This window comes from Streptomyces aquilus (genome assembly GCF_003955715.1).
GTDB classification, from domain to species: Bacteria; Actinomycetota; Actinomycetes; order Streptomycetales; family Streptomycetaceae; genus Streptomyces; species Streptomyces aquilus.
Genome location: NZ_CP034463.1, coordinates 7,051,987 through 7,070,003, shown reverse-complemented (window position 1 = coordinate 7,070,003; position 18,017 = coordinate 7,051,987). Strand labels below are relative to the sequence as shown.

Genomic DNA, 18,017 nt, shown 5'->3' with positions numbered 1-18,017 from the left:
ATTTGTACGGGGGCGGAAGACAGGAGATCTTCCGCCCTTCCGTCGTGGGGGCTTACCCGACGTCGAGACGCAGGAGGTCCTCCTCCGTCTCGCGCCGGACGATGACCCGCGACTCGCCGTCGCGCACGGCGACGACCGGCGGCCGCAGCACGTGGTTGTAGTTGCTCGCCATGGAACGGCAGTACGCACCCGTCGCCGGTACGGCGATCAGGTCGCCCGGCGCGAGGTCGGCGGGCAGGAACGCGTCCTTGACCACGATGTCCCCGCTCTCGCAGTGCTTGCCGACGACGCGGGCGAGCATGGGCTCGGCGTCGCTCGTCCGGGACACGAGAACGACGCTGTACTCGGCGTCGTACAGCGCCGTCCGGATGTTGTCGGACATGCCGCCGTCGACGGAGACGTAGGTGCGCAGCCCGTCGAGGGGCTTGATGGTGCCGACCTCGTAGAGGGTGAACGCGGTGGGCCCGACGATGGCGCGACCGGGTTCGACGGAGATCCGCGGCGTCCGCAGCTTCGCGGCCTCGCACTCCCGCGTCACGATCTCGGTGAGCGCCTTGGCGATCTCGTGCGGCTCACGGGGGTCGTCGTCGCTGGTGTAGGCGATACCGAGCCCGCCCCCGAGGTCGATCTCGGGCAGTTCGACCCCGTGCTCGTCCCGGATGTCCTTGAGCAGCCCGACCACCCGGTGCGCGGCGACCTCGAAGCCGGACATGTCGAAGATCTGCGAGCCGATGTGGGAGTGGATCCCGATGACTTCGAGGGAGTCGAGTTGCAGCGCCCGCCGCACGGCCTCCGCGGCCTGCCCGCCGGCGAGCGGAATCCCGAACTTCTGGTCCTCATGGGCGGTGGCGATGAACTCGTGGGTGTGCGCCTCCACCCCCACCGTGATCCGGATCTGCACGCGCTGCCGCTTGCCCAGCTCCCGGGCGATGTGGGCGACGCGGACGATCTCCTGGAAGGAGTCGAGGACGATACGCCCGACACCCGCCTCGATCGCCCTGCGGATCTCGCCCGTCGACTTGTTGTTGCCGTGGAAGGCGATGCGGTCGGCGGGCATTCCGGCGGAGAGGGCGGTGGCGAGCTCGCCACCGGAGCAGACGTCGAGGTTGAGCCCCTCTTCGTGCAGCCAGCGCACGACGGCACGCGACAGGAACGCCTTGCCGGCGTAGAAGACGTCGGCGTCGGCCCCGAAGGCGGTACGCCACGCGCGCGCCCGCTCGCGGAAGTCGGCCTCGTCGAGGATGTAGGCCGGGGTGCCGTGTTCCTCGGCGAGCTGGGTGGCGCTGATGCCGCCGACGGTGAGGACACCGTCCTCGTTGCGTGTCACGGTCTGCGCCCAGACCTTGGGATCGAGGGTGTTGAGGTCGGCGGGCGGCGCGGAGTAGTGGCCCTCGGGAAGGACATCGGCGTGACGGGGCCCGGCGGGGTGGGCGGAACGGCTCATGATCTGTGACTGGCTCTCTAGATGTGGTCGGGTGCGTCGATGCCGAGCAGGGACAGGCCACCGGCCAGCACCGTCCCGGCGGCTTCGGCGAGGGCGAGCCGGGCACGGTGGGCGGCCGAGGGTTTCTCGTCACCGCGCGGCAGCACGCCGGGCAGGAGGGTGAGCACGGCATCGGCGACGGTGACGAGGTGCCGGGCGAGACGGTCGGGGGCGCGGTCGGCTGCCGCCCGGGCGAGGACCCGGGGGTGGTCGGCGAGCAGCGGGGTGAGGCCGTGCCGTACGTCGCCGGGTTCGCCGGGTTCGCCGGGTTCGCCGGGTTCGCCGGATGCGGTGAGTTCGGCGAGCGCGGCTGGTTCCGAGGTGAAGCCCAGGTCGGCGGCGTTACGGCTGAGGGCCCGGGTGCGGGCGTGGGCGTAACGGACGCGGAAGAGGGGGTTGCTCTCGCGCTGGACGAGGTGCTCGTCGGTGATACGGGGCCGGTCGTGGACGGCGGGATGCAACAGGGCCCAGCGGGCGGCGTCGCGGCCGAGGGGGGTGGGGTCGGTGGGGGCGGGGACGGGGCGGATGGTGACGTTGAGGGGGGTGGGGGTGGGGGTGGAGGTTGAGGTGGGGGTGTTGGGGGCGGGCGCCGGTGAGACGAGGGCGTCGCGGGAGGCCGGCGCGACGGGGGTGGCCGTGGCTGCCTGGCTGCGGGGGGCGTCGAGAGGGGCCGGGGTCTCGGGGGTGCCGAAGGCGTCGATGTGGGCGCCGAGGAGGTCGGTCCACTCCGGCTCGGGACGGGCCTCGCAGGTGTTCCGGACGAGGGCGCCCTGGGAGCGGAGGAGCCGGGAGACGGCGTCCATGGTGACGACGGCGCGGACCTCGTGGGGCGCGTGCAGCTGGACGATCTCACCGATGGACCCGTCCTCCACCCATCCGTAGCGCCGCCCGCGCCGGAGGATCTCCTCGACGAGCGCGCCGGAGCCGGAGTCGCGCAGGCTGATGTTGAGGAAGCCGGGCCCGGTGACGACGACGTCGGTGACACCGGGGCTGTCGAGGAGATGGGCCCGCAGGATCTCGGCGACCTTGTCCGCCGGCCGGCCGGCGGGGCGGGCGAGCTGGAGGGCGATGTTGGTGGCGTAGTCACCGCAGCCGCCGGGCCCGGGAGGCGCGACGACGACCCGTCCCGGAACCGTCACGCTCAGCTCTCCACCGTCGACAGCGCGACGGACCGCGCGCAGCACGGTACGGGAGAGCTCGACGGGGGTCACGGGACCAGCGTATGGGAGGAGGGGGGTGGGTAGGCGAGTCGGTTTAACGGATGGTCCGGGATGTGGACGCCCGTGGACGGCGGTGGAGCCTGACGCCCCCTGGCGGACGCTCCAGACGTGCAAGGCCCGTGCCGAGCGCACCCCGCCGACGAGCCACGGCCCCTCATCACGAACCACCGCTCCACGAAGCAGACGGCATCGCCGATCAGCCTCCGCCTCGACCGCGACCTCGGCCTCAGCCGCCCGCCTGCCCGGCCCGCTCGGCCTCACCGGCGCCGAGGACGCTGTCGAAGACCGCGTCGTCGCTCTCGTCCGCCTGTTCCACGCCATGCCTGCGCTCCATCAACTGCCGTACGAGCCGTACGAGTTCGGCGGGCTCGAAGGGCTTGGCGAGGAAGGCGTCGACGCCGACGTCAAGGCCGCTCTCGACCTCGTGCTGCGTACAGGCGCTGACGATGGCGAGGGGAAGGTCGCGGGTCCGGGGATCGGAGCGCAGTCGGGCGGCGGTACGAAGCCCGTCAAGCCGGGGCATCACCACATCAAGGGTCACCACATCGGGCCGCACCTGATGAACGACATCCAGACACTCGGCACCATCGGCCGCGGTCACGACCTCGAGACCCTCCAGCTCGAGATTGACCCTGATCAACTGCCGGATGACCTTGTTGTCGTCCACAACAAGCACCCGGCCCGAGGCGCCTGGCACAACTCGAGAGTAGGTCGGGACCGGCCATCGCGTCCGGGTTTTCCCGACTTCCACCCCTACCGGGGACCGCGGGCCGCCCCTGACCGCCGGAAATACCTGTTCATGAAGACCCCATCGAAGCTGGTAGGGTTCTACCCGTCGCCGCGCACAGTGCGGCGGACGCCCGCGTAGCTCAGGGGATAGAGCAACGGTCTCCGGAACCGTGTGCGCAGGTTCGAATCCTGCCGTGGGCACTTGCCGGTCATAGACCTAGATCATGGTCTGACCAGGGCAGATGCCGACACAAAAGGGCGGGACCCAGTCTCACTGGGTCCCGCCCTTTGTCGTTGGTTCGCGGTGGTCGCGATAGACCTGCGATAGAGATGCGCTAGGCGCCGGGGGTGTCCGCCGACGCCCACCCCATCGTCTTTTCGATCTTCCTGTTGTTCTCCTCCTCGCTGTTGTCGACGCAGCCGGCGTAGTGGCGGTCGATGACCTCCGGGGAGGTACCGGCGCGACGGGCCACCTCCGCCACGGGGAGGCCCGAGCGGAGCCAGTCCGTGATGCAGGTGGCGCGGCCGTCGTAGGGCCTCCGGGCGAGCGGCGACGCGTACTTGTACGGCGGGAAGGCGTACTGTCGCGCCTCCTGCCAGACGCGCCAGTAGCTGGACGTGCCGACCAGACCGCCCCGCTCGTTCTGGAACAACCGGCCATCCGCCGCCGTGCCGAACTCCTTCACGTGCGCTCGGAGCATGGCCACCAAGACGGGTGGAATCGGCACGGGGCGGTCCGCGGCGGGGTCCCGCATCTTCAGCCCGCGCTTGTCGTGCCGCTCGCCGGAATCCGTCCACTTCTTCCCCGATACGGGGCGAGTTTCGCGGAGGGTGAGAACGCCCCAACCCTGGTCCGGCAAGTGGCAGTTCTCCAGCTTCAGCCCCACTACTTCGGCGGGGCGCATGGCGGCGTAGAGAATGCAGCCGAAGAACGCGACCAGACGTCTCCCCCGGTTTCTGTGGACCGATCCCACGTACGAGACGGCCGTCAGGAACTCTCGCCCCTGCGCTTGGTTCATCAGGACTCGCGGGTCGATAGGGCCGCTTGCTGCGGTGGAGGGGCGCTCCAATCCAGCGAGCGGGTTTTCGTCCAGGTACCCCCTCTGAATCGCGTACGTCATGGCCGCGTTGAAGCAGCGGCGACGACGCTTATAGGTGTCCTTGGCCGCCAACTTGCCGTCGAGCTTGTAGGCGAGCCGGTAGTGGACGTCTTCCGCCACGCTGCGGTTCCCCAGAGCGGAGAGCGGGAGGGAGTGCTCCCGCAGCCACGCCGTGGCCTTCTCCAGGTCCGGCGGCGGCTCCTCGCTCGCGTGCGCCGGCACGATGGCCCACCTGACGGCACGCCGCACGACACGGAGTTCGGGTGCGTCGGCGCCCTCCCCCATCATGCCCAGAGCCGCGGTGGCGAGGCTGTCCGCGAACCCTTCTCGCGTCTTCGCCGCGGCGGTGCGCCACCGCCGTTTCATGAACTCGCGCGAGAAGTCCCACCAAGTGGGGTCCTCCTTCGCTGCGTTCTTCGCCGCTTCCGCGGCTTCCGCTCGCCGTACCTCCGATTCCGGCAACCCGTCGCTGATCCGGAAAGCCTCGCCCCGGCGCATGGCTTGCCAGAGTTCGGAACGCCGACTCTGCGCGAGTGCGATCGTCGCGAAGGTGGCACTACTGACCTTCCCGCCGACTTTCCAACGGAGCTGATGCGGCCGGGTCTTGCTCTGCACCTTGGTGATATTCCAGAGACGCACGTCGAAGGAAAACCCCTCGGGGGCCGGACTGTTGATCTGTCCGGCCCCCGGGTTGTTACTCGTCACGCGGCTTCCTCCAACGAGGTCAGCCAGCGTTCGAGTTCGGAACGACGAATCCGTACTGCGCCGCTCGGGAGCTTGATGGATTTCGGCCCTTTCCGGCACGAGCGCCACCGGTAGAAGGTGGCCCGGGGAACTCCGATCTCTTCGATTACCTGCGGGATGGTGAGCAGTTCGTCGCGCGGCTTGCCCACGCTGTCTCCTCGTCGCCCTGGCTACGCCTGCCCTCCCCCAGGTCCGCTACATCCGCTACATCCGCTACATCGCAGGTCAGGGGCCTGTTTCGTGTAGCGGATGCGTAGCGTGTAGCGGATAGAGCCGCCACACCGCCCCGGGGATGTAGCGGATGTAGCGGCCCGGGAGGGCGGTGTAGCGGCTGGTAAGTGGTCGGTCTGCTACGCGTTGACGCTGGTCAGAAGCGGCTCAGCGTCGGGCGTGGCCGGTGTAGCGGATGTAGCGGACGCCGGGAGGGGCGGAAGCGGCGGCGGGCAGTAACGCATCCATGCGTCGCGCAGGTCAGCCGCGTAGTAGCCCTTGAGCAGTCCGGCCGCGGTCCGCATGTTGCGGGCCTTGATCGGCTTGTTGTCCGCCTGCATGTACTCCTTGAGCATGCGCGAGAGCCGCCGGGAGTCGAGGGGCCGGCCGTTGAGGTCACCCCAGGGGGCGTCTTCGAGGCTGTTGAGCCGGTCCAGGATGACCGCCGTGGGGGCACGATCGGCACCGTTGAACACGTGGTCGCGGAGGTCGGTCAACAGGCGGACCCCGAGGGAGGTTTCGCTGTTGTCCTGTGCCGCGCGGACCAACTCCACACAGGCGAGACGGGCGCGCTCCGGCCAAGCGCCGCCGGCCGCGTCGGCAACCGCGAGCAGGGGTTCCCAGACGTCGGCGGGCCGGTCCGTGATGCCCTCCGGCATCTCAGGCCACCCGCTGGCGACTTGTTCGCGCACGGTGTCCGCCCATTCGGCGAGGCGATCCCGCAGGGCGTGCCCTTCCCTCTCGTTGATGCGCTCGCGGTAGGGCTCGACCTTCTCGTTCGGAGCGCGCTTGCGCATGCGGACGATGACCGAGCGCGTCAGGATCGTGTCGGGCAGCGAGCCGAGTCCGGCCATGGCCACGGCGGCGTAGGACGGGAAGCCCTGAACAGTCTGGTTGGCGCCATCGCCGACGCACCGGTACATGAGCCGCCCCCGCCGGTGTCCGGCATTGAGGAAGCCGCGGAGTTGCTCGTTCTCTCCGGCCTTGGGGCCGAATACGGTGTCGATCTCGTCGAAGATGATCGTGGGGCGCTCACCCTCGATACCGGACACCGCGCGGAAGAGCGCAGATGTCGACGCGTCCACCGCAGACATCTTGTTGGGCACCAGGGTTTCCACGATCTCCAGTGCGCGGGACTTACCCGACCCCGGCTCAGGGGACAGGAAGGCGATGCGCGGCGTGGAGTCGAAGCAGTCGAGCAGGTGGGCGTGCGCGTCCCAGAGGGTCACGGCCACGTAGGCAGCTTCACTGGGGAAGATGTTGAAGCGGCGGTGGAACGCTTCGACGTCGTCGAACAGCGCGGCACCGTCGATGGACGGGGCGGGCGGGTTGGTGCTGGTCATGCAGCGTTCCTCCCTTCCTGGGTGGTGCGGAGCGGGCAGACGTCTCGATGGGCGGTGTGGTCAGCAATCAGGGCAAGCACCTTGCGGCGGCCGATGGCGCTGCGGTCTCGGCCGCACAGGCACTTCGAGGTGGCCGTGGGGGTGGCGCCGTACGGCGCGCGGATGTGAAGGAGGGCCACGGCGAAGCGCCCGTCACCGGGCGGTGGGGAACTCGTGGACTGGTCGGCGGGAAGGGCTGAAAGGACGCCCTGACGGGCGACCTCCTCTTGGCCGCACGCCGGGGTCGGTCCTGCCGCGCGGTTGGCGGAGTCCGGCCGTTGAACGGCGTGGGGAAGGCATTTGGGCTGCGGGCGGGGCGGGATGTGGTTCATGCCGTCTCCCGGGCGCGGCAGGTACGGGCGGAGTACGCCAGCGCGTCGCGGATCGTCGCGCGGCACTCGGCCGCCGGCAGTCCGGCCGCTTCACCGGCCGCCCCAAATGCCTCCTCGACCACGTCTTTGGTGATCTCACCCCAGACGACGAAGCGTCCGATCGCGATTGTGCGGGTGAGCAGGAGGTGATGGCGCTGCCCCTCCGGTGCCTTGCTGACCCGCGCGGCCTCCCGTTCTAGTGCCACCGTGGCGCGTCGGGTGGCCCCACCCGGAATCAGCAGCGGGGCAGGCGCCGCGGCCGGTGTCGGCGCGGGCCGGAGGCGATGCAGCAGCCACGCGGGCAGCTCTGCCACGGGCGCACGGTCGGCCACCTCATACATCCCGTTCGGGGTGACGCTGCACGCGGCGACGATGTTGCCGCCCCACGCGCGGGTGTCGACGTTGGGCGCCACGGTCTTGGCCGTGCAGGGCAGATGTACTCCGGGCGGGGCGGTGAAGTACAGGTGCATGCCGCCGGACGGCGTCCGCACCGTGTAGGTGGCGGGCCACGCCTGTCCGGCGCGCTCGCAGAGCGCCAAGAAGGACGTCGCGCCGTTAGGCGCGTCCGAACTGCCCTTCCCGTTCTTCTCCTTGGGCACGTCCAAGTCGACGACGACCAGGCCGGAGGGGCCGGTGGCGATGCCGACGTTGTACGCGCCCGCACCCCATGCGGCGCGGATGCGGTCGGGGTCGGTGGTGGCGCGTTGTTCCCACTTCACGTGCGCCTCGGCGCACTCGCCGGCACGGGGGCAGGCGCGTTCGCCGTGCAGGGCGGACGCCTTGCCGCCGGGGCGGAGCGGGTGGACGTACCACCCGCGTGCGGCGGCTTCTAACGCTGCGGAGAGCAGCGTGGGTAGGGCGGATTGGGGCATGCTGAAGGTCTCCGGTTCTGTCGAAGGGACGGGAGAGCCGGGGCGGTCGCGATTCTTTGGCGAGAGGGCGACCGCCCCGGGCGTCGTTAGGCGATGTCCAGGGCAAGCTGCGCAGGGGCGGAGTCGGCCGCTTGGGGCCCTTCGGCGGCGAGCAGCGTCCTGTAGGCGAGGCTGGCTTGGTGGATGACCACGCCGTTGCCGAGGATCTTGAGTTGGTCGGAGCGGGACAGTCCCAGGTCCGTGCCGGTTACCCAGCCGGGATCGGCGCCCATCATCCATTCCACGAACGCCGGGGACAGCCGGCGGTTGCCCTTGGTTCCCGGCTCGGTCGGCTCCGGCGCGGGTCGTCCCAGCACCTGTTCCCAGCGGCGGATGGCGGGGCCGTAGTCGGTGCCGTTGGTGGCCACCCACCGCGAGTCGGCGGCCAGGTCGCGGGCCAGGTACTCGATCGACGGTCGCGAGCTCGCACCCTCGGATGTGGACCGGTTGCGACCGTAGCGGCTCGCGGTCGGGGTGGGCAGCAGGTTGACCACGACCTCGTTGAGGGGGCGGGAGTTGATGCCGATCAGGTTGGAGGCACCTGACTTCCAGTCCCGCGCGGCCGGAGTCGGTAACAGGGTCACCGCGGTGCGCAGGTTCATACCTCCCTGCCGCTTAGGCGAGAACCCGGGGCCGCCGGTGCCGTCGGCGGCGGCCGGGGTGGGCAGCAGCCTCAACCCCTGGCCGGTGGCAGCAAGAAGACCACTTCGTCCTCCAGCGTCGGCCCGTGCCCGCCCGCCCTGCGCTTGTCCGGGTGCTGCGGTCCCCCGTTCCGTCCCAACTGTGAGGTCGGGGTCTTCAGTAGCGGGATACGCGATGGCGAACCAGCGGTCGCGGCGGTGGCAGGCGCCGACTTCGGGATCTCCAGCGCGTAGGCACATCCACCGCGCGTCGTACCCGAGCGCGGCCAGGTCGGCGGCGACGACGTCGAGTCCCCGGGAGCGGAGGGCGGCGACGTTTTCCAGGAAGACGAGTCGAGGTCGAAGGTGGCGAATGGCTCCGTGGGCGATGGTTTTCCAGAGTCCCGAGCGGTCACCGGCGATCCCTCCCCGAGGTCCGGCGTTGGAGATGTCCTGGCAGGGAAACCCGGCGGTCAACGCGGCCGGGCGCGGCACCGATGCGGCGAGCGCGGGCCAGTCGACGGTGGTGATGTCACCCAGGTTGCGGGCGCCGGGCAGGCGGGCGGCCAGCAGGCGGGAGGCGGCCGGGTCCTTCTCGCCGACCAGGATCGTGGGCAGGCCGGTGACGGCTTCCACGGCCAGGTCCAGCGCACCGGACCCGGTGCACAGGCTGATGTTGCCGCCCTCCGGCGGCGCGGAGGTGGGATAAGCCATGCCGGAGGTCTCCGGTTCTGTCGAAGGGACGGGAGAGCCGGGGCGGTCGCGATTCTTTGGCGAGAGGGCGACCGCCCCGGGCGTATCTAGAACGGTGGCTTGTCCCCGCCGCCCGCGGTGTTCCACGGGTCGCCGGAGGCGTCCGGCTTGCTGCCGGACTTGCCGTTGATCGCGACGGTAGTGAAGCGGAGCGAGGCGCCGACGTCGTCGACCTCGACCGCGAGCATCGAGCGGTTCTCGCCTCCCTCGGTCTGCCAGTTGTGCTGGCGGATACGGCCGGACAGCACCACACGCGAGCCCTTGGTGAGCGACTCGGCGACGTGTTCGGCGAGGGAGCGCCAGGCGGCGCAGCGGAAGAACGTGGACGTGCCGTCCTTCCATTGGTTCGTCTCGCGGTCGAAGGTGCGCGGCGTGGCGGCGACGGTGAACTTGGCCAGTGCCTGGCCGGAGTCGGTGAACTTCAGCTCCGGGTCGGCGGTCAGGTTGCCGACGATCGTGATCTGGGTTTCTCCGAACGACATGAACGTTCCTTCCCGGCTCAGCGCTTGGAGCCGAAGAGCTTGAGAGAGACGCCGCCGACGCTCACGGGGCCGGCGGCACCGGCGATGACAGTCGCGGTGTGCGCGGCCGTGTCGAGCAGCCAGCACAGGGCGAAGACCAGTCCCCAACCACCCACGACGACGGCTCCCGCGATCGCGAAGGGGATCAGGCAGCGACGCCATACGGGGTCGTTCGGGGTGCGGTCGTGCACGACGACAACGACCGGCTGCCCGGTGGCCTGAGCGCGGCGCCAGTCGTCGGCAGGGATGTGCGGGGCGATGATCCCGGGCGGGTCACGGTGGGACATGAGGGCTCCCTCGGGTAAGCCGCGAGCCCGCACCACGAAGGTGTGCGGGCCCGTGCGGATGGGTGTTACGTGCAGGTGTTAGGCAGCGTGAGCGGCCGCTGTTAAGGCGGGTAACACGCGCGTCTGCCTAGGGGTTTGGGTGTTAGGCGGCCGTAACGCGTTACGGGTATCAGGCGGCCGTCGCGGTGGGGACGATGCGCCACCGGCCGGTGGTGTTCGTCGCCTCCAGACGGCCCTCCTCCGCGGCTTCCTTGAGCCGCAGGGACACCCAGGAACGGGACAGGTGGTGCCGGTCGCACCAGTCCATGAAGTCCTTCGGGCCGATGATCATCAGGCCGTTCGACTCGAACTCCGCGAGCGCGGAGGCGAACAGTCGACGAGCCTCCTCGGGGGACGGCTTGTGTCCCGTCTCCTGCCCGAAGATGGGGGCGTCGTCGCCCTCCTGCGCGTCGGGCAGTTCCTCCTCCGGGTCGATGTGCGCGTCCTCGGGGTCGACCAGGAGTCCACCGTGATGCATGTCGTCCCCCTCGTCGTCGACGACCGTGAGCGCCGTGCGCTCCTCGCCGGGAGCGGTGCGGCCGGTGTAGGCCCGACCCGCGACGCTGGACGCGGCGCCGGCGGTGACCGGGTCGGCGGATGCGCCGTTGTGCTGCGCCCACGCAGCGAGCCGTTCCATGACCGGCACGGCCCGCAGGGTGAAGCGGCGGGTGCGGCCCGGCGAGGGGTACCGGTCCTCGGGAATGCCGGGCGATACCGCATAGCAGTAGCCGGGGCGCCGGTTGCCCCACGCCCCGGGGTGGGCACCCGCGGCCAGCACCTCATCGGGCAGCGAGAACCCTTCGTCTCGCGGGTCGCAGCCGAGTGCGATCACGGACGGGAGGGAGGCGCGGGTGGAGGTGGACATCTGGTCGTACGACGGGCGCTGCAACGACACGATCAGCGAGATCCCCGCGGAGCGGGCCTCCTGAGCGATGCCGGTGAACGCGTCGTCGCCCATGTTCCGCAGCGTGTTGGCGGCCTCCTCGAACCACGCCACCAGGAACGGCATCCCCGCACAGCCGCACGCCGTGCCGTCGCTGCGGCAGGAGTGCGCGGCATCGTTCTGCACCTGGGCCGCTTCCGGCACCCACTGGCGGTAGCCGTGGGCACCCAGCCAGCGGGTACGGGCGGGGATGGCAGCTTCGACGGCCGCCACCAGGATCTCCGTCTGCGTCCCGCCCTCCGCGGCCCAGTCCAGACCCGGCCGCAGAGGCGCGAAGTCCTGGAACGCCTTGGGGTCGGAGAACCACACGATCACGTCCCGGCGTGAGAGCACCTCCGTGAGCAGGTTCAGGGCGGTGTCGCCCTTGCCCGATCCGGTGCCGCCCGCGACCAGGACATGCGTGGAGTTGCGGCCCGCGTCCGGGTCACCCGGGAGCCAGATGACTAGCGGGGCGCCATCGTCGTACCGGCCCAGAACGAGCGGGTCGGCGATCGAGCCGCCGAGGTTCGACGGGCCCTCCCACTCCACCACCTCCGCGAGCATGTCCTCCGGCACGATCACCAGGTCGCCGCGGCGTTCGGAGCTAGGGTCGGGGGTGTAGCGGACAGCGGAGCGCGGCAGGTCTAGCGCGGACGCGATCCGGGCCAAGGCCTTGGCCACGTCCTCGTTGGTCTGCTCTCCCGGCTCCAATGCCAGCGGCGCCGTGACCCGGTTCGGCTCCACCTTCGCCGCACCGATCTGCGCCCGTGCGAGCCCGACCTTCGCCAGTAGGCCACCGTCTGAACTCGCCACCAGCCCTTCGGTGTTGTGGCGCAGGACGACGCGCACGTTCCACGAGAGGGCCAGCGCGGGGCCGCCCATCAGGTACAGGTCGTCGATGGGTCCGGCGGTGGGTCCGGCCAGGCAGGCTGCGGTCACCCATGCCGACCCGGCCGCGACCGTGATGGCCGAGTGGATGCGGCGCTGCGTGCTGGCCGCCTTCCCGGCCAGCCACGTGCCGCCGGCCAGCGCCACGGACGTGAGGGTCAGGCCGACGCCAGCGGCGGCACTGTCGGGCCAGCGCCAGTGCCCCAAGGCTCCGGCCACCCCGGCGGCGCCCCAGACCAGCCACGGCGGAAGGTGCGGCTTGGCCCGGTGCAGCAGATAGGCCCGCACGGTGCCGTTCTCCGGCCCACCGTGGGGGTCCATCACCATGCCCTGCATGCCGTCCGGGTAGTAGGCGGTCATCTGGTTCTGCGAACGGGCCATAGCCCGACCTCCTTACTGCTGAGCCCAGTTCATGACCGGCTGCTGCGGGCGACGGGCACGGTGCCGCACCCGGTTGATCTCTTCCTCGAACTCCTGCTGGAAGGTCGCGTAGCAGGCGGCGGCGTTCTTTGCGGCGTCACGCATGCCGTCAGCGGACTTGCGCATCTTTCGGGCCACTTTCCGGGCCCGGATGCGCGAGCCGAACGGCCGTCCTTCCGGGTCGGGCACAGAGGCGAGGATGCTTTCGAGGATCTCCGCGGCCATGGCCACCTCAATGGAGAGCGTCACGCCAGCCGCACGCAGGGTGTTGCAGTAGTTGCGTACCTGCGCCGGGGAGTTGAACTCCGGCGCGGGCAGAAGGGATTGGGCGCGAGTACCGTGTCCCCCACCGGACGAGTTCCGGTTGTTGTTGACCGTGACGTTGATCGGCGGGACGAACGAGCCGCCCATCGCGCCGACGAACCCCCCGGCCGCAGCACCCACGTTGGCGAACTTGTTGCCCTTGTCGGCGCCAGTGGGGCGAGCACCGTTACGCGTAGCGTTTGCCATCAGACGACGTCTCCTCGGGTCACCGGGTGCGGCGGACGATCAGCCAGGCGGTCTGGGCGGCGATCAGGGCAAGCAGCCAGACCAGCGGCAAGGACCCGGCGAACGGGCCGATCCCGGCCGCCAGCGCCGTCCACGCGAACGCGAGCGTGCCGAACACGGCCAGGCCGATGCGCCAGGCGAGCGTGGAGCCGTGGCCGGGGCGGCGGCGCTGGACGATGCCCAGCCACAGCCCCGGGCCCGCGACCAGCGGCGCGAGCATCAGGGCCGACCAGGGCGAGAGCACGTGAAACAGGCCCGTGAGGGCGAACGCCAGAACGGCGATGCCGGTCGGGGCAAGCGCGTGGCGGCCCTTCCACAGCGCGCCTCCCACAAGGCCGAGGGCTTCTCGGGTCAGAGAGGGCTGTTCGGGCACGACGACCACGAACGGCTGCGAACGGCGTCCGCGCTGGCGCGGGAGACGGACGGTGGTGACACCCGCGGCGCGGCGGGTGCGGGTACGACTGGGCACAGCGAAACTCCTTGCTCGAAGGGGAAGTTCAGGCGGCGCGCTGTTCGTCGTCGGGATAGGCGCAGGGCACGCACACCCCGAGCGAGACCGGGATGACGTAGCCCGCGTCCGTGCGGCACTGCGGGCAGGTACGCCGTGCGGCGTTGGCCTTGGCCAGCGCGGCACGCTTGGCCGGCGTCATCGGCCGGACGGGCTTGGCCCGGTCAAGCCGGTAGAGGTAGGCGACCAGCGGGCCGCGTCGGTAGCGCGGGCGCAGGACCTGCGCGGCGACCGGCTGACCGCCGGGGCGCAGCCCGCGCGCTCTCAGCTGGCGGAGAGTGGCGTAGCCATCGGGAGCGCACCGCCAGGGGAACGTCGGTATCCCGAAGCGGGCGCCCTTGGGGTCGAAGCACTTGGCGAACGCGAGCGACATGACCGCGTCCTCCCGCTCAACCGGCCAGTGCCGTGGGGAAGTCAGCCAGGTACGGCTCACGGGCCCTGACCCGGCTACGCGCGGTGCGGGCCGTCGACTCCGACGCCCCGAGTCCGGCCCCGGCCATCGCCATGGTCATGCGGGCCGTACTCGGCTGCGTGAAGTCGGTGCCGTACAGCGCCCGGACCAACTGGTCGACCCGGTTCGCGTACACCACCGGCATGCACAGATCGACGGCCGTCGACGCCGGGGCGACGGGCGACACCTCCTTGTCGACGGGCGTCGACGCAGCCACCGCGGTCAACGGCTCCGGGCCAGCGGAAGGCACCGGGGCCAACTCGGCAAGGGGGGTCGCGGGCGGCGCGGGCAGCGGGGCGTCGACGCTCCCCATGACGGGCGTCGACGGTGCTTCGACGCCCGTCGACGCCGGGGCGACGCCCGTCATCGTCCGCCGGGTCAGGTAGCCGTGCACTTGCCGCATCAACGCACCGAACGCCAGCAGGGCCGCCACCGGCGGGACCGCAGCGACCACGTAGTCGAGGGCGTTCGCGTCTTGGCCGACCCCGGCCACGTTCAGCGCGATGGAGGCGCCATCCCCGGCGGTGACCAGGGCGATTGCCCACCAGTCGACCCGGTGGGCGAGCGAGGCACGCAGGATCAGAAGCTCCCCGATCACGATGAACAGGTCCACCGTGGCGGGCCAGGCCCACGAGCGGGCCACCGCCTCCGCCATGCCGTGCCGCGCGGCAACCTCCTGCAAGTGCTCGTACGAGAGCCAGAACGCCACCGCGGTCAGCACCACCGTGAGCACCGACGCGAGCGCCGTAATGGCACGGTCTACGTTGACGGGCGTCGATGGTGTCTCGACGGGCGTCGGCAAGGCGTCGACGTGAGCTGGGGTGGTCATGCCGCACCCGCTTCCGCCGGCATCGCAGTCACGACGTCGAAGTAGCCGTACAGCTCAAGCTCGGCACCCGCGTACGCGGCGACCGCGCGCAGAACGCCCGTACCGCCGTTGCGCTGCACGTGGTAGTCGACGGCCCCCGGGGCGGCCTCCAGCGCTTCGCGCCAGGCCTCGAAGTCGGGCAGTCCGGAGTGGAACGACAGCTCCAACCGGTCCGGGTAGATGGGCGAGATGCTCACAGTCGGTACGGGCAGGTACCCGAAGTCGGCGGCCAGCAGACGCAGGGCGCGCAGTGGCGCGGCCAGGCCGTCCAGCGTCTGGTTCGTGTTCACGCGGCGGCCCCCGTCCGCAGGCTGCGGCGCAGGGCGGCGGTGGGCAGCGGCGTCAGCCGCAGCAGTCCTGCGTCGTCCAGAGCCTTGGCGGCCACCTGCACCGCGCGGTCCGGTAGTTCGGGATCGTCGGCGAGGATGTCGCGAGCCGCGGCCAGACGCGCCGCGCGCTCCTCCTCGCTCTCCCCCTCTATTCCGAGCCACAGCTCAACGGGGGTACCAAGGGCCAGTTCGAGGAAGTCGTGCGCCGTGTCGGCCCGGTGGCCGGAGACGTAATTGCGGATACGCATGGCGTACTCCTGAGTCGAAGGGATGGAGAGAGCCGGGGCCGCGAGACGTTGGCGAGAGGGCGGCCAGCCCGAGAAGCGGCCAACGCCGTAGAAGCGGCGGGCCGGAGTGCCCCGACCGGGAGTCGAACCCGGACATGCAGACCAGCGGGGCGAGAGAAGAGAGACCAGCTTCACCGGCCCGCCATTGCCACGGCGGGCCGGTCCCGAGCTGGTAGGTCGGGCGCGTCATCGTCGCTGCTCTGACGCCAGCAGGGCGGCGCGCACCAGGTGGCATCCGCCGGGTTGACCTCCCGTGAGGAAGGGGTGATCCCGAGGACTGTTCTCCAGAGCCGGTGCGCGGGGAAGTGGCCGCCGACGGCCGTCACCCGGGCCGCCGCGGGGACGGGGAACCTCACCCCGTCGACTTGGCACGCTGTGGAGTTGTCAAGGCACAGACGTTTCCTTCGACCCGTTTCACGGGGCCTCCGGACGTTCGGTGATGCAGTACCTGTTTTACAGGTACTGCATTGGGTTCCGTCAAGCACTTCGACGGAACCTCTTGGGCTTCGCACCGGGACTTCTTGGTGCACCATCAGAATCGGTGCAGGTCAGGGGAGTTGGTCACCCCTTACGTGGACAGCTCGGGGAGTTCTGGCTACGGTCAAGAAGTCCCTAGACGTCCCTCGGGGGGTACAGATGTCCAACGAGCGCTTACGGTCGGCCCTGTTGGCCCGGAGCATGACTGTCCAGAGCCTGGCTGACGCGATCGACGTCAACCCGAAGACGGTGGAGCGCTGGATCACGCAGGGCAAAGTGCCGTACCGGCGCCACCAGTACGCAACGGCGGCGGCCCTCCAGGTCGACGTGACGATGCTGTGGGACGACTCCCGAACGCAGGACTCCGCAGCCGACATGAGCAAGGCGGAGATCGTCACCGTCTACCCGCATCGACACACAGTGCCGTCGCCCCTCTGGCGCGAGATGTGCGAGCGGGCCACCGAGCGCATCGACATCCTCGTGTACGCCGGCATCTACTTGGCAGAGGACCCACTCTTCTTCTCGACACTGAAGGAGAAGTCTGAGAGCGGCGTCCGTATCCGGGTGCTCATGGGCGACCCAGAGTGCGAAGCCGTCATCCGGCGGGGGATCGACGAGGGACATCGCATCATGGACGGCAAGATCCGTAATGCGCTGGTCAACTACCAACCGCTGTTCACCAGCCACCCGGACATCGAATTCCGCCTGCACGACACCGTGCTCTACAACTCGATCTACCGTGCCGATGACGAGATGTTGGCCAACACGCACGTCTACGGCATCGGCGCCTACATGGCACCCGTCTTCCACCTGCGGCGACTCCCCGGAGGCGGTCTGTTCGACACCTTCGCCAATAGCGTTCAGCAGACCTGGGAAGGCGCCAGGCCAGTGACAGAACGCGACATCACGGGAGCTTGAGCATGGGACGCATCGACTACCTGCACGACCCGGACGCTCCGCCGGCCAACTCGGTCGTGCCGTCCGTCGTGGCGTTCGTACAGAACGACGCGGGCCAAGTGCTGATGATCCAGCGGTCCGACAACGGACGCTGGGCGTTGCCCGGCGGTGGGCACGATGTCGGGGAGTCCATCAGCGACACCGTGGTGCGTGAGGTCTGGGAAGAGACCGGCATCAAGGCGGAAGTCGTCGACATGTCCGGGATCTACACGGACCCCGGCCACGTGATGCAGTACGACGACGGGGAGATCCGGCAGCAGTTCAGCATCTGTTTCCGCGCGCGGCCGGTCGGCGGTGCGGTCCGTACGAGCAACGAGACGACGCAGGTCCGCTGGGTCGACCCAGCGGACCTGGAGAAGCTGGACGTCCACCCCACGATGCGGCTCCGGATCGAGCACGCCATGGACCGGACGCGTCCGACGCCCTACATCGGCTGACGCTTGGCGGCGGACACCCGCTCCAGCACTCGGGACGTGCACGCGAGGATCTCCGGCTCCGCTCGCCGGATGAACGTCCCGATCAGGCTGTCCGGCCCGTACCGTCCCGCGATCTCGTTGACGCGGTCGATGGGGTTCGTGGGGGTGCCGTCCGGCGTCGTGTTCATGTCGCAGTAGCAGAGCGCGTCGTTCAGGTGCGCGCCCTCGCGGGGGAACTCGCCCTCCAACTCCGCCCGCAGGCCACGCGCTTCGGCTTCCATCCATGCGCAGGAGTGGTGCGCTACGAGATTCACGACGCGTTCGTCGGCGCCGGCGACATCCCGGAGGTAGCGGGCGCCATCGAGGGGATGGAAACCGGTCTTGGCCAGGTCGGGCGCGTAGCCGATGTCGTGCAGGACTGCTGCGGCTTCGAGCAGTTCGGCATCGTCTCCGAGCACGAGCGCGATTGTGCGCGCTCGCTCAGCGACGCCCAAGCAGTGCTGCCAGCGCCGCGGGAGCGGCTCCGCGAGCAGGGATTCCGCGAGGGGGTAGGCCCACTCAGTCAACGTCGACAA

General features: G+C 70.1%; 20 protein-coding genes and 1 tRNA gene. 3 read left to right on the top strand and 18 right to left on the bottom strand.

Translation table 11 applies throughout. From position 1 onward, the window contains the following. Positions 1-52 precede the first annotated feature (52 nt). The 3 genes from lysA to EJC51_RS32760 form a co-directional block, all read right to left on the bottom strand. Positions 53-1,444 (bottom strand): diaminopimelate decarboxylase, encoded by a 1,392-nt coding sequence (gene lysA / locus EJC51_RS32770; protein WP_126274367.1) that lies wholly within the window; start codon positions 1,442-1,444, stop codon positions 53-55. Positions 1,445-1,461: 17 nt separating this feature from the next. Then, positions 1,462-2,694 carry an ArgS-related anticodon-binding protein NrtL gene (gene nrtL / locus EJC51_RS32765; protein WP_208870757.1) on the bottom strand — a complete coding sequence of 411 codons (1,233 nt, stop codon included), beginning with the start codon at positions 2,692-2,694 and terminating at the stop codon, positions 1,462-1,464. Between the two features lie 235 nt (positions 2,695-2,929). Then, positions 2,930-3,454 carry a response regulator gene (locus EJC51_RS32760; protein ID WP_126274365.1) on the bottom strand — a complete coding sequence of 175 codons (525 nt, stop codon included), beginning with the start codon at positions 3,452-3,454 and terminating at the stop codon, positions 2,930-2,932. Positions 3,455-3,561: 107 nt separating this feature from the next. On the opposite strand from EJC51_RS32760, the gene EJC51_RS32755 reads away from it, so the two are divergent. Further along, a tRNA-Arg gene (locus EJC51_RS32755) sits at positions 3,562-3,633 on the top strand. 134 nt (positions 3,634-3,767) lie between these two features. Here the strand turns inward: EJC51_RS32755 and EJC51_RS32750 are convergent. The 14 genes from EJC51_RS32750 to EJC51_RS32680 all read right to left on the bottom strand — a co-directional run bounded on the left by EJC51_RS32750 (position 3,768) and on the right by EJC51_RS32680 (position 15,553). Further along, positions 3,768-5,237, bottom strand: coding sequence for a tyrosine-type recombinase/integrase (locus EJC51_RS32750; RefSeq protein WP_244363494.1), 1,470 nt, complete (start codon positions 5,235-5,237; stop codon positions 3,768-3,770). Continuing rightward, a complete protein-coding gene (locus tag EJC51_RS32745; protein ID WP_126274364.1) occupies positions 5,234-5,425 on the bottom strand; it encodes a helix-turn-helix transcriptional regulator in 192 nt (63 codons plus the stop codon). Before EJC51_RS32745 ends, EJC51_RS32750 begins: the two co-directional genes overlap by 4 nt. 201 nt (positions 5,426-5,626) lie before the next feature. Beyond that, entirely contained in the window at positions 5,627-6,829 is a 1,203-nt protein-coding gene (locus EJC51_RS32740) for a DUF3631 domain-containing protein (protein ID WP_126274363.1), read from the bottom strand. Positions 6,830-7,196: 367 nt separating this feature from the next. After that, positions 7,197-8,111, bottom strand: a complete 915-nt coding sequence (locus EJC51_RS32730; RefSeq protein ID WP_126274362.1) for a bifunctional DNA primase/polymerase — start codon at positions 8,109-8,111, stop codon at positions 7,197-7,199. 86 nt (positions 8,112-8,197) lie between these two features. Continuing rightward, on the bottom strand, positions 8,198-9,484 hold the full coding sequence (locus EJC51_RS32725; protein WP_126274361.1) for a DNA cytosine methyltransferase: 1,287 nt from the start codon (positions 9,482-9,484) through the stop codon (positions 8,198-8,200). Between the two features lie 86 nt (positions 9,485-9,570). Continuing rightward, positions 9,571-10,005 (bottom strand): single-stranded DNA-binding protein, encoded by a 435-nt coding sequence (gene ssb, locus EJC51_RS32720; RefSeq protein ID WP_126274360.1) that lies wholly within the window; start codon positions 10,003-10,005, stop codon positions 9,571-9,573. Between the two features lie 17 nt (positions 10,006-10,022). Further along, complete coding sequence (locus EJC51_RS32715; RefSeq protein WP_126274359.1) at positions 10,023-10,331, bottom strand: hypothetical protein; 309 nt, start codon at positions 10,329-10,331, stop codon at positions 10,023-10,025. A gap of 169 nt (positions 10,332-10,500) precedes the next feature. Further along, positions 10,501-12,516, bottom strand: a complete 2,016-nt coding sequence (gene traB / locus EJC51_RS32710) for a plasmid transfer protein TraB (protein ID WP_244363492.1) — start codon at positions 12,514-12,516, stop codon at positions 10,501-10,503. A 57-nt stretch (positions 12,517-12,573) separates the two neighbouring features. Next, positions 12,574-13,110 carry a plasmid transfer protein TraA gene (gene traA / locus EJC51_RS32705; protein ID WP_126274358.1) on the bottom strand — a complete coding sequence of 179 codons (537 nt, stop codon included), beginning with the start codon at positions 13,108-13,110 and terminating at the stop codon, positions 12,574-12,576. A gap of 19 nt (positions 13,111-13,129) precedes the next feature. Further along, positions 13,130-13,618, bottom strand: coding sequence for a hypothetical protein (locus EJC51_RS32700; protein WP_126274357.1), 489 nt, complete (start codon positions 13,616-13,618; stop codon positions 13,130-13,132). A 28-nt stretch (positions 13,619-13,646) separates the two neighbouring features. Beyond that, complete coding sequence (locus EJC51_RS32695) at positions 13,647-14,030, bottom strand: RRQRL motif-containing zinc-binding protein (protein ID WP_126274356.1); 384 nt, start codon at positions 14,028-14,030, stop codon at positions 13,647-13,649. A gap of 16 nt (positions 14,031-14,046) precedes the next feature. Continuing rightward, positions 14,047-14,937, bottom strand: coding sequence for a DUF2637 domain-containing protein (locus tag EJC51_RS32690; RefSeq protein ID WP_126274355.1), 891 nt, complete (start codon positions 14,935-14,937; stop codon positions 14,047-14,049). Next, entirely contained in the window at positions 14,934-15,266 is a 333-nt protein-coding gene (locus EJC51_RS32685; RefSeq protein ID WP_126274354.1) for a hypothetical protein, read from the bottom strand. Before EJC51_RS32685 ends, EJC51_RS32690 begins: the two co-directional genes overlap by 4 nt. Next, positions 15,263-15,553, bottom strand: coding sequence for a hypothetical protein (locus EJC51_RS32680; RefSeq protein ID WP_126274353.1), 291 nt, complete (start codon positions 15,551-15,553; stop codon positions 15,263-15,265). Before EJC51_RS32680 ends, EJC51_RS32685 begins: the two co-directional genes overlap by 4 nt. Before the next feature lie 675 nt (positions 15,554-16,228). Here EJC51_RS32680 and EJC51_RS32675 point away from each other — a divergent pair. Next, a complete protein-coding gene (locus EJC51_RS32675) occupies positions 16,229-16,987 on the top strand; it encodes a phospholipase D-like domain-containing protein (protein WP_166682928.1) in 759 nt (252 codons plus the stop codon). Positions 16,988-16,989: 2 nt separating this feature from the next. Continuing rightward, the gene (locus EJC51_RS32670; RefSeq protein WP_126274352.1) at positions 16,990-17,463 is read left to right on the top strand and encodes an NUDIX domain-containing protein; all 474 of its coding nucleotides are present in this window, start codon (positions 16,990-16,992) and stop codon (positions 17,461-17,463) included. On the opposite strand, the gene EJC51_RS32665 is transcribed toward EJC51_RS32670, so the two are convergent. Beyond that, on the bottom strand, positions 17,451-18,017 hold the full coding sequence (locus EJC51_RS32665) for an HD domain-containing protein (protein ID WP_126274351.1): 567 nt from the start codon (positions 18,015-18,017) through the stop codon (positions 17,451-17,453). The genes EJC51_RS32670 and EJC51_RS32665 overlap by 13 nt on opposite strands.

Coding starts and splice junctions, on each gene's coding strand:
- lysA (WP_126274367.1), bottom strand. CDS start 1,444: ATGAGCCGTTCCGCCCACCCCGCCGGGCCCCGTCACGCCGATGTCCTT.
- traB (WP_244363492.1), bottom strand. CDS start 12,516: ATGCAGGGCATGGTGATGGACCCCCACGGTGGGCCGGAGAACGGCACC.
- EJC51_RS32670 (WP_126274352.1), top strand. CDS start 16,990: ATGGGACGCATCGACTACCTGCACGACCCGGACGCTCCGCCGGCCAAC.
- EJC51_RS32730 (WP_126274362.1), bottom strand. CDS start 8,111: ATGCCCCAATCCGCCCTACCCACGCTGCTCTCCGCAGCGTTAGAAGCC.
- EJC51_RS32695 (WP_126274356.1), bottom strand. CDS start 14,030: ATGTCGCTCGCGTTCGCCAAGTGCTTCGACCCCAAGGGCGCCCGCTTC.
- traA (WP_126274358.1), bottom strand. CDS start 13,110: ATGGCAAACGCTACGCGTAACGGTGCTCGCCCCACTGGCGCCGACAAG.
- EJC51_RS32690 (WP_126274355.1), bottom strand. CDS start 14,937: ATGACCACCCCAGCTCACGTCGACGCCTTGCCGACGCCCGTCGAGACA.
- EJC51_RS32680 (WP_126274353.1), bottom strand. CDS start 15,553: ATGCGTATCCGCAATTACGTCTCCGGCCACCGGGCCGACACGGCGCAC.
- ssb (WP_126274360.1), bottom strand. CDS start 10,005: ATGTCGTTCGGAGAAACCCAGATCACGATCGTCGGCAACCTGACCGCC.
- EJC51_RS32740 (WP_126274363.1), bottom strand. CDS start 6,829: ATGACCAGCACCAACCCGCCCGCCCCGTCCATCGACGGTGCCGCGCTG.
- EJC51_RS32715 (WP_126274359.1), bottom strand. CDS start 10,331: ATGTCCCACCGTGACCCGCCCGGGATCATCGCCCCGCACATCCCTGCC.
- EJC51_RS32725 (WP_126274361.1), bottom strand. CDS start 9,484: ATGGCTTATCCCACCTCCGCGCCGCCGGAGGGCGGCAACATCAGCCTG.
- EJC51_RS32675 (WP_166682928.1), top strand. CDS start 16,229: ATGTCCAACGAGCGCTTACGGTCGGCCCTGTTGGCCCGGAGCATGACT.